Source organism: Cupriavidus oxalaticus, assembly GCF_038900635.1.
Taxonomy (GTDB): Bacteria; Pseudomonadota; Gammaproteobacteria; order Burkholderiales; family Burkholderiaceae; genus Cupriavidus; species Cupriavidus oxalaticus_B.
The window spans coordinates 70,426-84,351 of sequence record NZ_JAYMRX010000022.1; the positions used below are offsets into that span (position 1 = coordinate 70,426).

General features: G+C 67.7%; 9 protein-coding genes. 8 read left to right on the forward strand and 1 reads right to left on the reverse strand.

Annotated features, from left to right (window positions below; translation table 11 throughout):
• Window positions 1-185: 185 nt before the first annotated feature.
• Window positions 186-2,888, reverse strand: coding sequence for a LuxR C-terminal-related transcriptional regulator (locus VSR71_RS27105; protein WP_342916854.1), 2,703 nt, complete (start codon window positions 2,886-2,888; stop codon window positions 186-188).
• A gap of 400 nt (window positions 2,889-3,288) precedes the next feature.
• Here VSR71_RS27105 and VSR71_RS27110 point away from each other — a divergent pair, with 400 nt between their 5' ends.
• The 8 genes from VSR71_RS27110 to VSR71_RS27145 all read left to right on the forward strand — a co-directional run bounded on the left by VSR71_RS27110 (window position 3,289) and on the right by VSR71_RS27145 (window position 13,791).
• The gene (locus tag VSR71_RS27110; RefSeq protein WP_342916855.1) at window positions 3,289-6,039 is read left to right on the forward strand and encodes a LuxR C-terminal-related transcriptional regulator; all 2,751 of its coding nucleotides are present in this window, start codon (window positions 3,289-3,291) and stop codon (window positions 6,037-6,039) included.
• 194 nt (window positions 6,040-6,233) lie between these two features.
• Complete coding sequence (locus VSR71_RS27115; RefSeq protein WP_342916856.1) at window positions 6,234-8,132, forward strand: feruloyl-CoA synthase; 1,899 nt, start codon at window positions 6,234-6,236, stop codon at window positions 8,130-8,132.
• A gap of 23 nt (window positions 8,133-8,155) precedes the next feature.
• The gene (locus VSR71_RS27120) at window positions 8,156-9,295 is read left to right on the forward strand and encodes an acyl-CoA dehydrogenase family protein (protein ID WP_342916857.1); all 1,140 of its coding nucleotides are present in this window, start codon (window positions 8,156-8,158) and stop codon (window positions 9,293-9,295) included.
• 45 nt (window positions 9,296-9,340) lie between these two features.
• Window positions 9,341-10,531: a lipid-transfer protein gene (locus tag VSR71_RS27125; protein WP_342916858.1), complete on the forward strand. Its 1,191-nt coding sequence runs from the start codon at window positions 9,341-9,343 to the stop codon at window positions 10,529-10,531.
• A 39-nt stretch (window positions 10,532-10,570) separates the two neighbouring features.
• The gene (locus VSR71_RS27130) at window positions 10,571-11,011 is read left to right on the forward strand and encodes a MaoC family dehydratase N-terminal domain-containing protein (protein WP_342916859.1); all 441 of its coding nucleotides are present in this window, start codon (window positions 10,571-10,573) and stop codon (window positions 11,009-11,011) included.
• A 12-nt stretch (window positions 11,012-11,023) separates the two neighbouring features.
• Window positions 11,024-11,440, forward strand: coding sequence for a MaoC family dehydratase (locus VSR71_RS27135; protein ID WP_342916860.1), 417 nt, complete (start codon window positions 11,024-11,026; stop codon window positions 11,438-11,440).
• Between the two features lie 26 nt (window positions 11,441-11,466).
• Window positions 11,467-12,291, forward strand: coding sequence for an SDR family NAD(P)-dependent oxidoreductase (locus VSR71_RS27140; RefSeq protein ID WP_342916861.1), 825 nt, complete (start codon window positions 11,467-11,469; stop codon window positions 12,289-12,291).
• 351 nt (window positions 12,292-12,642) lie between these two features.
• Complete coding sequence (locus VSR71_RS27145; RefSeq protein ID WP_342916862.1) at window positions 12,643-13,791, forward strand: porin; 1,149 nt, start codon at window positions 12,643-12,645, stop codon at window positions 13,789-13,791.
• The last annotated feature ends 135 nt before the right edge of the window (window positions 13,792-13,926 follow it).

Genomic DNA, 13,926 nt, shown 5'->3' on the forward strand with positions numbered 1-13,926 from the left:
GACTGTTTGCTTCCCTCTCCCTTTGATGGGAGAGGGGCGGAAAAGAGGGCAGGATCTTCCACGAAGTCAAATGCTACGGTGCTTGCCGTGCGCCTGCCGTCTCCCCCAGCCCCTCTCCCGCGAGCGGGAGAGGGGAGCAAGCCCTCCGGTGTTTCAACCTGTGCGCCAGCACCAGGCTTCCCCCCCTACTCCACCATCCCCGCCACCCGCTGCGCAGCACTGCGCGCCTTCAGAATGGCATCGTAACGACGCGACACGCCAAGCTTGCTGAAGATCTGGCGCATATTCCATTTGACGGTATCGACGCTCAGGTTGAGCACCAGCGCAATGTGCTTGTTGGTCATGGACTGTTCGAGCAGCGCCAGGATTTCGCGCTCGCGCCGCGTCAGGAGATGGCCGAGCGCGCTGCCGATCTGGTCCGGATTGATGCCGGTCGACACGGGTTGCGGCAACCCGGAACGGCCAGCCGGTTCGTAGGCGGCCGCCAGCTGCAGGAAGACCGGCTGCCCGACTGCATGGCTCCCGGGCACTGCGCTGGCGAACTCCGATAGCAGCTTGCGCACGCGCTCCCCTTCGTCGGCAAAGGTCCTGACCAGCCCCAGACGCTCACCCGCGGCCAGCGCGGAAGCCAGGCAGGTCCGGGCTGTATCGGATTGCCCGAGATCATCGCAGGCCAGTGCCTGCAGCAGCTCCGCGCAGGCGACCAGGCGTACCCTGCCACTTGCCTCCGCCCCGGCATGCGCGATCTCCAGCGCAGCCAGCGCCCGTTCCGGATCTGCGGCGGCCAGCGCCGCGCGGGCGCGGGAGAGCGTCGCAATGGCCTGGATCTCATGGTCGCGCGGTACGTCCCGAACATGGCCGCGAGCCAGTTCATCGAGCGCTTCCTGCAGCCGCGCCGCGTGGCGGCGGTCGTGTACCGACAGCGCGAGCCGTACCTGCTCGGCGATCATCCTTGCCACCCCGCGCGACAGTCCGCGTTGATGGAGGACGGATTCCGCCTGCGCGAGGCCAGCCAGTGCGTGATGGACTTCGCCACCACTGGCCAGCAGGCGCGCACGACATACCGCTGCCTCGATCAGCACATCAGGCGTGGCGAAGCGCACCAGGCCGAAACGCCCGGCCAGATGCTCGCGCGCCTGCTGTAGCTGGTCCTGTTCATACAGGGCGCAGGCGACAGGCACGGCGCACAGGCACGCGGAGACCGAACGCCAGCCATAGGTGCGTTCGGCGGTCACCAGGGCTTCGCCGCCGAGGCGCAATGCTTCGCGCGCATGTCCTTCCAGCCATGCCGCCACGGCCGCGGTGCCGGTCCGCATCAGCGCGATCTCGCTGGCGTCGCCGCGCGGCGGCGCCCGGTGCGGCGGGCGTCGGCCCGTCATTGCGCCGCAACGCGCAGCCAGCGCCATGCGGATGTGCTCGAGCGCGGGGCTATCGATCGGACAGTCAGGCAATGCGTCGAAGATGACTTGAGCGCGCGGGAGATCGTCGCGCTGGACAGCGATGGTCGCGCTCACAAGCGCCGCATGCTGCGCGACCGTGGGCGCAGCGCAGGCGCCCATTGCCTGCCAGCGCTGCAGCCAGTCCATCGCTTCCCGCGGCCGCGCCGACACAACACAGGCCCAGGCGGCAGTCAGGCAGAGCACCGGGTGATCGAGCGTGCGGCCCGCGGGGCGCCCTTCGAGCCAGCGCAGGAACTCTCGCAGCTGACTCACTGCCGGCAGGTCCGGTGCGACTGCCCCGAGCACCGCGATGACCGGTGCATCGTCGCCGCAGAGCATGGCGTGGGACAGCGCCTCGGAGACGCGACCCTGCTGCGCGAGCCATGAGGCAGCGCGGCGATGCAACTCGGCGGCATCGCGCTCGCCGCAGGGATGCCGGTACCGCAGCGCGGCACCGAACTGGGGATGGAAACGCCACCAGCCGTCAGCCTGTGCCGTCGCCGGCTGCAAGAAGAGCCCAAGGTCGCTGGCCAGCGCCAGCCGATCGGCAGAGGCGGAATCGCCGGTCACGTACGTGGCCAGCGCTGCATTGAAGCGGCGCAGCCGGGACAGCCGGGCGGCCCAGTGCAGCAGGTCCGCGGGGAGGCCTGGCAAGACGGCTTCGTCGAGGTAATCGCGCAAGGCTGCGGGGCACGGAGCATCGCCCTCGTCGCAGGCAGCGAAAACCGGGCAAGTCTGTCCCGCCTGCCCCGCAACAAGTTCCAGGCTGACCGGCCAGCCCTCGGTGGCCTCGTGCAGCCACACAGCGGTGTCCAGCGCTTCGGTGTTGCCACGGAACGGCGCATTCGGCCGGCGTGCCAGGAAGGCCTGCGTCTCGGCCAGGCTGAAGGCCAGTTCGGCGGAACCCACGGCATTCAGTTCGCCGGCGCCCTGAAGCCGTCCAAGCGCCAGCGTGTTCGCATGCCGTGTCGCAGCCACCACGTGCAGATCCGGCAGGCGCGCATCGAGCAGCGACTGGAGCACAGTCATGGTGGCAGGTTCCCGCACGTGATCCAGTTCGTCGAGCACCAGATAGAGCTCGCCCGCGGCGCCGGCCAGTGCGCCGATCAGGTCGCGCACCAGCGTGTCGGCATCGGCACGGCTCGCCGGCTGCCAGCGCAGCGACAGCCCCGCTTGCCGGAAGCTCGCGTGCAGGCTTGCGCAAAATGCATGAGGAGAATCGTCTTCCGCGTCCAGCGTCAGCCATGCCACGCGCGCGCCCTCCTCCACCAGGCGCTTGCGCCATTGCGCGAGCGTGACGGACTTGCCGTATCCGGCCGGCGCGCGCAGCAGCGTCAGCCGGCAATGGCGCGCCGCATGCAGTTGCCGCACCAGCGTATCTCGCGGCACCAGCCGCTGGGAAAGGCGCGGCGGCATGAGGCGGGTGGCAAGGGGTGGGTGACGTTCCATGGGCCTTCTGCGGAGTGCGGTGCCAGTTGGGGCGCCAGTTGGGCGCCAGTTGCGCTGCCAGCTGCGGTGCCGGCCAGCCATCGGCGGGCGCCGTGCAAGCGGACTATATGGGAGAGTGGCGATCGAACGGCCGCGCTGGCGCCTGCCCCACCTTTTGCGGGTGGGGTGCCGGCTCAGCGCCCCACCCGCGGCGAATGGGCGCAGCCCGCCCAAGTGCAGCCTGCGGAGCTTGCTTGCCGGCGCAGGGGACGTCGGACGCGGGCATCTGCCGTACAATCGGCCGCACATGGAGCCTTGTCCAAGGTCTCGCCGACTACCTGTTTCCCAGCGCCCGCCCATGCCTGAACGGACCCATACGCCCCCATCCCCGTCCAAGCCTGCCCCGTCTTCGGCGACGCCGATGCCGATGCCGGCACGTGCCGGCGTGGCACAGCGCGGCGCGGCACGTGTCGTGGCCCGGGAGCGGCTGCTGGCGCAACTGACCGAAGCCCGCCGGCGCCGCTGCATCGTGATCCAGGGCCCGGCAGGCTGCGGCAAGTCCGCGGCGCTGATGGCGTGGCGCCTGGAGCTGCTTGGCCTTGGCTTCGACATGGCGTGGCTGACTGCGGAGCCTGAAGACAATGATCTCGCGCGCTGGCTGGACCGGCTGCTGGGATGCCTGTCGGAGGTGAGCCCGGCCATCACGCGCGAAGCCATGCTGCTGGCCGGCCGCGGGCTGGACGATGAAGGTGTCGAGCGCACGATCATCGCACTGGTGCGCGGCATTGCCGCCTGCCCGCGCGAACTGACCCTGGTGCTCGACGACCTCCATCGCATCAGTGAATCGCGCGTGCGCGATGCCATGCAATGGCTAATCGATTACGCGCCGGCCAACCTGCATCTGGTGCTGGTGTCCCGCTCGGCGTTGCCGCTGTCGATCGGCCGCCTGCGCGACCAGGGCATGCTGCTGGAGCTCGACCAGCGCGACCTGCGCTTCACCGCCGAGGAATCGCGCCAGTTCCTGATGGCCCAGCTCGGCGACATCGCCCCGCGCGATGCACGCATGCTGCACGAGCTGACCGACGGCTGGGTAGCCGGGCTGCAGCTGTTTGCCACGCACTGGAAGCGCAAGAAGCAGCACGACAGCGGCATTTCCTTCGCGAGCGATCTGGTGCGCGCCAATGTGCAGAATGCCGGCGCCTTTGCCGACTACTTCGAGCGGGAGGTGCTGTCGCGCCTCGCGCCGGATGAGGCCGAGCTGCTGGTGCGTGCCGCCGCCTGCGAGCGCTTCAGTGCCTCGCTCTGTGCGGCCCTGGGCGAGGGCAGCCAGACCGAAGCCGAGGTGCTGACGCTGCTCGCGCGCCTCGAAAGCGAGAACCTGTTCATCGCGCCCGTCGAGGGTTCCGGCCGCGAGACGTGGTACCGCCTGCATCCGCTGCTGCGCGAAACGCTGGCCGAGCGCTTCCGTGCGCGCAGTGAACGCCAGCAGGCCGTGGTCCACACCGCGGCCTGGCAATGGTTCCGCGATCACCGCATGCTCGAAGAGGCCGTGCGCCACGCGATGCTGGCCGGGGACCCAGGTACCGCCGCCGACTTCGTCGAACGCTACGCAACCACGCTGATGTCGCGCGGCGAAACGCGCAAGGCGCTCGCGCTGCTGCGGCTGCTGCCGGCCGAGCAGGTCCAGCAGCGCATGGAACTGCGCATGCTGACGTTGCGCATGCATATCTATGCGCACGACGCCGATGCCGCCGTGGCGATTGCCGATCGCATCGAAGCGGATCTGCCGGCCGATGCGCACAACCTGCGCTATCGCCTGGCCCTGCAGCGCCTCAGCATCATGGTGCTGCGCGACGACACTGCCGGCGCGCAGGCGCTGCTGCCGCAGGTGCTGCAGCCGCCTGAACAACTGGAGCCGTTCTATGCAGGTGGCCGCAACAACCTGCTGTCATGGCTCTACATGCATCTCGGGGAATTCGAGCAGGCACGCCGCGTCCAGACCGACGCCCGGCCCCTGATGGTCGAAGGCGCACCGCTGGTCGGCACGGCCAGCGGCAGCCTGAATGGCCGCTGCATGATCGGCTTCAGCTATGCGCTCGAGGGCAAGATGCTGCAGGCCGAACGCGTGTGCCGCGACGTGCTGCGCGAAGTCGAACAGGCCGGCAGCACGCGCTCGGAGCCCGAGTACTTTGCCGCGGTGCTGCTCGGCGAGACCCTGTACGAGCAAGGCGATCTCGACGCCGCGCGCCGCCTGCTCGAAGACCGTGTGGACGTGCTGGAACGGGTGTCGATTCCCGATACCGTACTGCGCGTGCACACGGTGCTGGCCGCGGTGCACTGGCTGAGCGGCCATCGGCTCGATGCGTTTGCGCAGCTCGAGCGGATGGAAGAGTACGGCAATCAGTTCCGGCTCGACCGGCTCGTGGCGCAGAGCCTCGGCTACCAGGTCTTGCTGCACCTCGTCAGTGGAGATATCGATACGGCCGAAGCGGTGCTGGCCCGGCTGCGCGCATTGGCGCAGCGCCACCAGCATGCGCCCCGAGGCTCGCTCGATGCCATCCACTTGTCAGCCGAGCGCGCGAGCATCCTCGTGAGCATCGCGCATGATGACCTCGAAGATGGCTGGCGGCGCGTCATGGACCTGCTCGCCTATTGCCAGGCACGCGGCTGGCAACGGCATGCCACGCAGCAGCACATCCTCGCAGCGGTCATTGCATCGCGCCGCGGCGACACGGAGACCGTGCATGACCACGCCATGACCGCATTGCGTCTCGGGCACAAGCTTGGACTGGTACGCGCGCTGATGGACACCTACCCGGGCTCGCTCGACCTGCTGGTCGACGCGGCGGCCAATGAGCCGCCGGATCCGGTGCTTGGCTTCTACGTCGAACGCCTGCAGGCCGCGGCGCGGGCGCTGCCGCAGATGGCGGCCGCTGCCCCGCAGGGCACGGGCCAGGCGCTGGCAGGACAGGAAGAGCTGAGCGACCGCGAAGCCGACGTGGTGCGGCTGCTGGCGCAGGCGCTGCCGAACAAGAAGATCGCCCGCACGCTCGGCCTGTCGCCGGAAACCGTGAAGTGGCACTTGCGGAACATCTTCCGCAAGCTGGGCGTGAGCAGCCGTGACGAGGCCGTGGCCCGCATGCGCGACCGCGGGCTCGGACAAGACGCCTGAGGCCGCCGCGCCGGCACTCCCCGGCAGGTTCCCGCCTGCCCCTGGCCACCCCGGCCACCTGATGCGGGTGGTTCACCCGCCCTACCCCTCCCCGGTAACTTAGCGCCATACCAACGCCACGCCCTGCCCGTGATGCAGGCGGCGAGCGCAAGGCGTGCCACACCTGGCCCGCCGTACACCGTGGAGACAACACCATGACCGCATCCCTGGCCGGAACTGTCCCGGCCACGCCGGCTGGCCGCCAGCCGGCACGCTACCGCCCGACCGTCTTCCCCGACCGCAAGACGGTGGTGGAAATCCGTGCCGACGGCACCGTGCTGCTGCGCTGCGCCACGCCGCCCGCGGACCTGACCCAGCACGGGCTCCCCGAATTTCTGCCGCAGTGGGCGCAGCGCCGCGGTGCCCTCCCCGCGTTCCGCGAACGTGACGCGCAAGGCGAGTGGCGGTCGCTGAGCTGGGCCGACCTGTGGCAACAAGTGCAGGCCGTGGGCGCCGCGCTGCTCGAACTGGGCCTGGGCCAGGACCGCCCGCTGATGCTGCTGTCCGGCAATTCGATCGAACAGGCGGTGCTGCTGCTTGCCGCCGAATACGTCGGCGTGCCGACCGCGCCCGTCTCGCCGGCGTACTCGCTGGTCGGCCGCGATTTCGCCCGGCTGCGCAGCGTCGCGGAACTGGTGCCGCCGGCCGCCATCTTCGTGCAATCGGCCGCGCCGTTCGAGCGTGCCATCGCGGCGCTGGACTGCGGCGATGCCCCGGTCATCGCCGTGAGCGGCGCAGCGGGCAAGCAGATGGCCTGGAGCCAGCTTGTTGCGACCGAACTGACCGCTGCGCGCCTGCGCCGGCTGGCCGAGGCGCATGCCGCGATCCGGCCCGGGCAGAGCGGCCGTGTGCTGTTCACGTCCGGCTCGACCGGCACGCCGAAGGGTGTGGCGCTGTCGTACAGCAACCTGGCCGCTGTCGCCACCTACTTTGCCGATACCTATGCCGCCCTGACCGAACGCCAGCCGTCGTTCCTGTGCTGGCTGCCGTGGCACCACGGCCTTGGCGGCGTGCTGAACCTGAGCCGCGCGGTTGTGCTCGGCGGTACGCACTACATTGATGACGGCAGGCCGTTGCCGGGCCAGTTCGAACGCACCGTGCGCAATCTGCGCGAGGTGTCCCCGGCGATCTTCACCAGCGTGCCGTCGGCGTGGAACATGCTCGCCACGGAACTGGAGCGCGACCCTGAACTGGCCCGCAGCCTGTTCGCCGAGGCCGTGAACTTTTCCTACGGCGGCGCCAGCCTGCCGCGCGATGTGTGGGAGCGCATCCACCGCGCCGCGGAAGCCACGATCGGCGAGCGCATCGTGTTCTGCTCGGGCCTGGCCTGCACCGAGACCAGCGGCATGGGCATCCAGTGCCCGTGGCCGACCGAGGCGCCGGGCAATGTCGGCGTGCCGATGCCCGGCTCCGAGGTCAAGCTCGTCCCGATGGACGGTGGCGACGGCCGCTACGAGATCCGCATGCGCGGCCCGTTCGTATTCGCCGGTTACGTCAAGCGCCCGGACCTGACGGCGGCCGCCTTTGACGACGAAGGCTACTTCTGCCTCGGCGACGCAGTACGCCTGGCCGATCCTGCCGACCCCGCGCGTGGCGTGACCTTCGCCGGCCGTGTGGTGGAGGACTTCAAGCTCACCAACGGCACGTGGGTGCGCACCGGCGCGGTTCGCCTGGGCCTGGTCGAGCAATGCGCGCCGCTGATCACCGACGCCGTCATCTGCGGCCACGACCACGACTATCTGGCCGCGCTGGCCTGGCCAAACCTTCCAGCCTGCCGCCTGCTGGCGCCGGAGCTTGCGGACGCCGACGAGCAAACGCTGGTGCGCCACCCGGTGGTCGTCAACGCGATCCGCGAACGGCTGCGCGGCGGCAGCGCCGGCGCCAGCCTGGCCGTGCGGCGCGTGCTGCTGATGGCCGAACCGCCTTCCATCGACGCCAACGAAATCGCCGACAAGGGCTACGTCAACCAGGCAGCGACACGCGCGCGCCGGGCCCGCCTTGTCGATGAACTGTTCCAACCTCAGCCCGCGCCCCACGTGGCCTGCGCATCCTGAACCCGCTTCCAACGGAGCCTTCCATGCAAATCAACCGTACGATCTACCGCGACGACCACGAGATGTTCCGCACCACGGTGCGCCGCTTCCTCGAGAAGGAATGCGTGCCCCGCCAGGCCGAATGGGACAAGGCCGGCGTGGTCGACCGCGAAACCTGGCTCAAGGCCGGCCGCGAAGGCCTGCTGTGCGTCACGCTGCCGACCGAATACGGCGGCGGTGGCGGCGACTTTGGCCACTCGGCCATCTACAACGAGGAACTAGCGCGCGCCGGCGTGAGCGGCCTGGGCTTCGGCGTCCATTCCGACATCATCGCCCCGTACATCAACCGCATCGGCAATGAAGAGCAGAAGCAGCGCTGGCTGCCCAAGGTCTGCTCGGGCGAATACATCCTGGCGATCGGCATGACCGAGCCGGGTACCGGCAGCGACCTCAAGGCCATCCGCACCACCGCGGTCCGCGATGGCGACGAGTACGTGATCAACGGCAGCAAGACCTTCATCAGCAATGGCCTGAACGCCGACCTGATCATCATGGTCTGCAAGACCGACCCGGCCGCGGGTGCACGCGGTGTCAGCCTGATCGTGGTCGAAGCCGACCGCGAAGGCTTCCGCCGCGGCCGCAAGCTCGACAAGGTGGGCCAGCACGCCCAGGACACCGCCGAGCTGTTCTTCGATAACGTGCGCGTGCCGGCCAGCAACCTGCTCGGCGAGGAAGGCAAGGGCTTTGCCTACCTGATGGGCGAGCTGCCGCAGGAGCGCCTGTCGATCGCCATCAGCGCCGCCGCCAAGCTGGAGAGCTGCCTCGAGCACACGCTCAACTACGTGAAGGAACGCAAGGCGTTCAACCAGACCGTGTGGGACTTCCAGAACACCAAGTTCAAGCTCGCCGACATCAAGGCCCAGGCGATTGCCGTGCGCCTGATGGTGGATCACTACCTCGGCGAGCACATCCGCCGCCGCCTGACGCTTGAAGAAGCAGCCATCGCCAAGCTCTACGCGACCGAGGCACTGGGCAAGGCGCTCGACGATATGGTGCAGCTCCACGGCGGCTACGGCTACATGATGGAGTACCCGGTGGCGCGAGCGTTCGCCGATTCGCGCGTGACGCGCATCTACGGCGGCACCAGCGAAGTGATGCGCGACCTGATCTCGCGCAAGCTGTAAGCGCCCCGGCAAACAACCCCCCAGGATATTTTCAGGAGCCATTCAATGACTCGCAAAGTCTTCGTCGCCGGCGTCGGCATGATCCCGTTCAAGAAGCCGGGCACCAGCGAAACCTATGACGTGATGGGCGCACAGGCTGTGAAGCAGGCGCTGGAAGATGCCGGCCTGTCGTACGCCGATGTGCAGCAGGCTTACGCCGGCTACGTCTACGGCGATTCCACGTGTGGCCAGAAGGCGCTGTACCACGTCGGCATGAGCGGCATCCCGGTCATCAACGTCAACAACAACTGCGCTACCGGCTCGTCGGCGCTGTTCCTCGCGCGTCAGGCGGTGCAGAGCGGCGCGGTCGATTGCGCGCTCGCGGTCGGCTTCGAATTCATGAACCCTGGTGCGCTGAAGTCCGTCTGGACGGACCGCGCCAGCGCGCTCGAACGCGCTAACGACGTCGTGGATGAACTGGTCGGCCGCCAGGAGGGACTGAGCAATGCGATCCGCCAGTTCGCGGGCGCCGGCATGGCCCACATGAAGAAGTACGGCACCAAGCTGGAGACCTTTGCGAAGATCCGTGCCAAGGCCAGCCAGCACGCCGCACGCAACCCGCTGGCGGTGTTCCGCAACATCGTCTCGACCGAAGACGTGATGGCCGCGCCGATGCTTTGGGATGGCGTGCTGACGCGCCTGATGGCCTGCCCGCCGACCTGCGGCGGTGCCGCGGCCATCGTGGTGTCGGAGGAATTCGCCCGCAAGCGCGGCCTGCGCACCGATGTGCTGATCGCCGCGCAGGCGCTGACCACGGACACGCCGAGCACCTACGACGCGAAGGACATGATCCGCGTGGTTGGCTTCGACATGGCACGCGCCGCGGCCACGAGCGTCTACGAGCAGGCCGGCATCGGCCCGCGGGATATCGACGTGATCGAGCTGCACGACTGTTTTGCGCAGAACGAACTGCTGACCTATGAGGCGCTTGGCCTGTGCGAAGAAGGCCACGCCGAGAAACTGGTCAACGACGGCGACAACACCTACGGCGGCAAATGGGTCGTCAATCCTTCGGGCGGCCTGCTGTCGAAGGGCCATCCGCTGGGCGCCACCGGCCTGGCGCAGTGCTACGAACTGACCCATCAACTGCGCGGCTCGGCCGAAGCGCGCCAGGTGGCGAACGCGAAGATCGCGCTGGCGCACAACGTCGGCCTCGGCGGCGCCTGTGTCGTCACCGTCTACCAGAAGGCCAACTGACGGCTGGCGAACCCCGAGAATCCCACGGAGGCAATCGACATGATCGACAAGAAACACATCGGCAAGGTGATCGCGGATTTCCGCACCACCGCCCCGGCCAGCCAGCTTCGCTTCTTCGCGAAGGCCACTGGCGAAACGCGCCCGGTCTACACCGACGAGGCCGCGGCACGCGATGCCGGCCACCCTGGCCTGCCGCTGCCGCCGACGTTCCTGTTCTCGCTGGAGCTGGCGCAGCCTGCCAGCGGCTGGCGCGAGGAGCTCGGCATCCGGACCGAACGCATCCTGCACGGCGAGCAGTCGTTCCAGTACCACCGCATGGCCTATGCCGGCGAAGTGCTGCACTTGCGCACCACCATCGCGGATATCTACGACAAGAAGGGTGGCGCGCTTGAGTTCGTAGTGCGCGAGACCCGCGTCACCAACCAGGAAGGCGAGCACGTGGCAGACCTGCGCAGCGTGCTGGTCCAGCGCAACGGCTGAGGAGAATCACGCATGACCAAGCTGAGCATTGACCAGGTCCAGGTCGGCGAAACCCTGCCGCCGCTGACGCTGGAGCCGATCAACCGCACCACGCTGGCGCTGTTCGCCGGCGCATCCAATGACCATAACGCGATCCACATCGACATCGATTACGCGCGCAAGGCCGGCATGCCCGACGTGTTCGCGCACGGCATGCTGTCGATGGCCTACCTCGGGCGCCTGCTGACGCTGTGGGTCGACCAGCGCCAGTTGCGCGATTTCGGTGTGCGCTTTGTCGGCATCACGCATCTGGGCCACCGCATCACATGCACGGGCCGCGTGACCGAGAAATTCGAAGCCGACGGCGAGCAGCGCGTCCGGCTGGAAATCCAGACCGCCAACCAGTTTGGCGAAACCAGGATCCTGGGCGACGCAGTCGTTGCCCTGTAAGACCCAAGACAATTCAGGAGTCAAAGATGGGAACACTTGAAGGCAAGGTGGCACTGGTCACCGGTTCGGGCCGCGGCATCGGCAACGCCATTGCAATGCGGCTGGCCCGCGAAGGCGCGCGTCTGGTCATCAACGACCTGGACGCGGAGCCCGCGCAGCAGACCGTGGAAGAACTGAAAGCCATGGGGGTGGAAGCGGTTGCGTGCGTCGGCAATGTCTCGGCGCCCGACTTCGCGGACCGCTTCATCGGCACCGCCATGAGCACGTTCAAGGGCATCGACATCATCGTCAACAACGCCGGCTTCACGTGGGACGACGTGGTGCAGAAGATGAGCGACGAGCAGTGGTACGCGATCCTGGACTGCCACATGACGGCGCCGTTCCGTATCCTGCGTGCGGCCTACCCTCACCTCAAGGCGCTGCACGCGGCCGACAAGGAAGCGGGCCGCGAGGTGTACCGCAAGATCGTCAACATCTCGTCGACATCGGGCCTGAACGGCAATGCCGGGCAGATCAATTACTCGGGCGCCAAGGCGGGCGTGATCGGCATGACCCGCGCCATGGCGCGCGAATGGGGCCGCTTCAACGTAAACGTCAATGCCGTGGCCTTCGGCCTGATCCACACCCGCATGACCTCGGCTGACGCCAAGGCGGGTGCCACGGTGAATATCGAAGGCCGCGAGATCCGCGTGGGCCTGAACCCGGAAATGCTGAAGACGCACGCACAGCGCAACCCGCTGGGCCGTGGCGGTACGCCCGAGGAAGCCGCAGGCGGCGTCTACCTGTTCTGTTCTCCGGATTCGAACTACATCACGGGCCAGGTGGTGGCGGTGGCTGGCAACGTGCAGTAAGCCCATTCACTTCCCGCGAGCGCTCCGGCGCTCCGCGCGGCCTGACGGCCTTGCGCGCCGCGAACGCGGTACGCAAGGCCGTTTTGCTTTCGGCGATCCCATTCAGGCGGCCAGGCCGTCTTTCCATCCGTCAATAGGTAGTCGCCACCTGCCGCAAATTCGGCGCGAATGCAACGGCCACACACCCATCCACTCCTTTTTGGATGGGTTCGAAAAACCCGCCCAACGCTCTAATGCATGAAGACGAGCAAGCGGCTTGTCGCTGGCGGCGCGCGGGCGGCGCCAGCCTCCGGGCCCCGGAGGAGGCGGGTACCCGGCTGCAACGAAGACATCCAAAGGAGAAGAGAGAGCATGAAGAAATCGCATTTCGCGCTGGCGGCGCTGGGTCTGCTTGCCGGCGCGGCGCACGCGCAGACCAGCGTGACGCTTTACGGGGTCATTGACGGGTCGGTCGAGTACGTCAATCGCGTCGCGGCTTCGGCTGCGACACCTGCCCAGGGCGGCTATCGCGTCGGCATGCCGAACGTGGGCGGCCTGTCGGCATCGCGCTGGGGCCTGCGTGGCGTCGAGGATCTCGGTGCCGGCAACAAGGCCCTGTTCGTGCTGGAAAGCGGCTTCCAGTGGGATACCGGTGCGCTCCAGAGCGCCCCGCTGTTCAACCGCCAGTCGTTCGTCGGCCTGCAGAACGGCGACTATGGCAAGGTGACCTTCGGGCGCCAGTACACGTCGTTCTTCGATGGCATGGCCAACTTCGCGCCGCTGCGCTTTGCGGCGACCTACGAGCCGGGCATCTGGTGGATGGGCCTGAACTACCGCGCAGACAATATGGTCAAGTACACGGGCCAGTTCGGCCCGCTGCAGGCGGTCGGCCACTTTTCTTTCGGCACCGGCGTGGCCGTGCAGAACGCGGCCATCGCGCTGGCCAATGGTGGCGCCGGTGAGGTGCCAGGGCATTTCAGCGACAACACCGCATTTGGCGGCTCGCTGATGTACCTCGACAGCAACGGCCTGGGCTTCTCGGTTGGCGCCGACATCTGGCGTCCGGCCGCGATGACGGGCCAACCCGGCAAGATGAGCAAATACGGCGCGGCCGCGCTCTACAACACGGGACCGTTCAAGTTCACTTTGGGATACCGCTACAACAAGGGCGAATTCTCCAACGGCAGCACGCTGCTGCGCGACGACTACTGGTGGGCTGGCGTGAACTACCAGGCAACGCCCGCCCTGGGCCTGTCGCTCGCGTACTACTACGCGGACGTCAAGGGCGCACGCACCGCGGCGACGTCGCCAGAAACCAACCCCGCCAATATGCAGCAGGTCAGCTTCATTGCCGATTACAACTTCAGCAAGCGCACGGATGTGTACCTGTCGCTTGGCTACGCCCATAACGGCGGACTGAGCTTTGACGGCTTGGCCACTGCCTATGCATTCAAGTACCCGACCATGACGGGCCAGAAGAATATGGTGGGCGTGACCGTGGGGATCCGGCAAATCTTCTAACGGAAATCCATTCCCCGGGACGACCGCCAGCCTGAGTGAGGGTCGGCGGCGGTCACGCCATGTCAGCGCTCCCCGCTTTGGTGCCGCACTGCGCAATGATTTTTCGAAGACGGCCTACAAGCCATAGTTCCGCCT

Bases quoted from the DNA above. Each gene is read 5' to 3' on its own strand.
- VSR71_RS27115 (WP_342916856.1), top strand. From the start codon at position 6,234: ATGACCGCATCCCTGGCCGGAACTGTCCCGGCCACGCCGGCTGGCCGC.
- VSR71_RS27145 (WP_342916862.1), top strand. From the start codon at position 12,643: ATGAAGAAATCGCATTTCGCGCTGGCGGCGCTGGGTCTGCTTGCCGGC.
- VSR71_RS27140 (WP_342916861.1), top strand. From the start codon at position 11,467: ATGGGAACACTTGAAGGCAAGGTGGCACTGGTCACCGGTTCGGGCCGC.
- VSR71_RS27135 (WP_342916860.1), top strand. From the start codon at position 11,024: ATGACCAAGCTGAGCATTGACCAGGTCCAGGTCGGCGAAACCCTGCCG.
- VSR71_RS27130 (WP_342916859.1), top strand. From the start codon at position 10,571: ATGATCGACAAGAAACACATCGGCAAGGTGATCGCGGATTTCCGCACC.
- VSR71_RS27120 (WP_342916857.1), top strand. From the start codon at position 8,156: ATGCAAATCAACCGTACGATCTACCGCGACGACCACGAGATGTTCCGC.
- VSR71_RS27125 (WP_342916858.1), top strand. From the start codon at position 9,341: ATGACTCGCAAAGTCTTCGTCGCCGGCGTCGGCATGATCCCGTTCAAG.
- VSR71_RS27110 (WP_342916855.1), top strand. From the start codon at position 3,289: ATGCCGATGCCGGCACGTGCCGGCGTGGCACAGCGCGGCGCGGCACGT.
- VSR71_RS27105 (WP_342916854.1), bottom strand. From the start codon at position 2,888: ATGGAACGTCACCCACCCCTTGCCACCCGCCTCATGCCGCCGCGCCTT.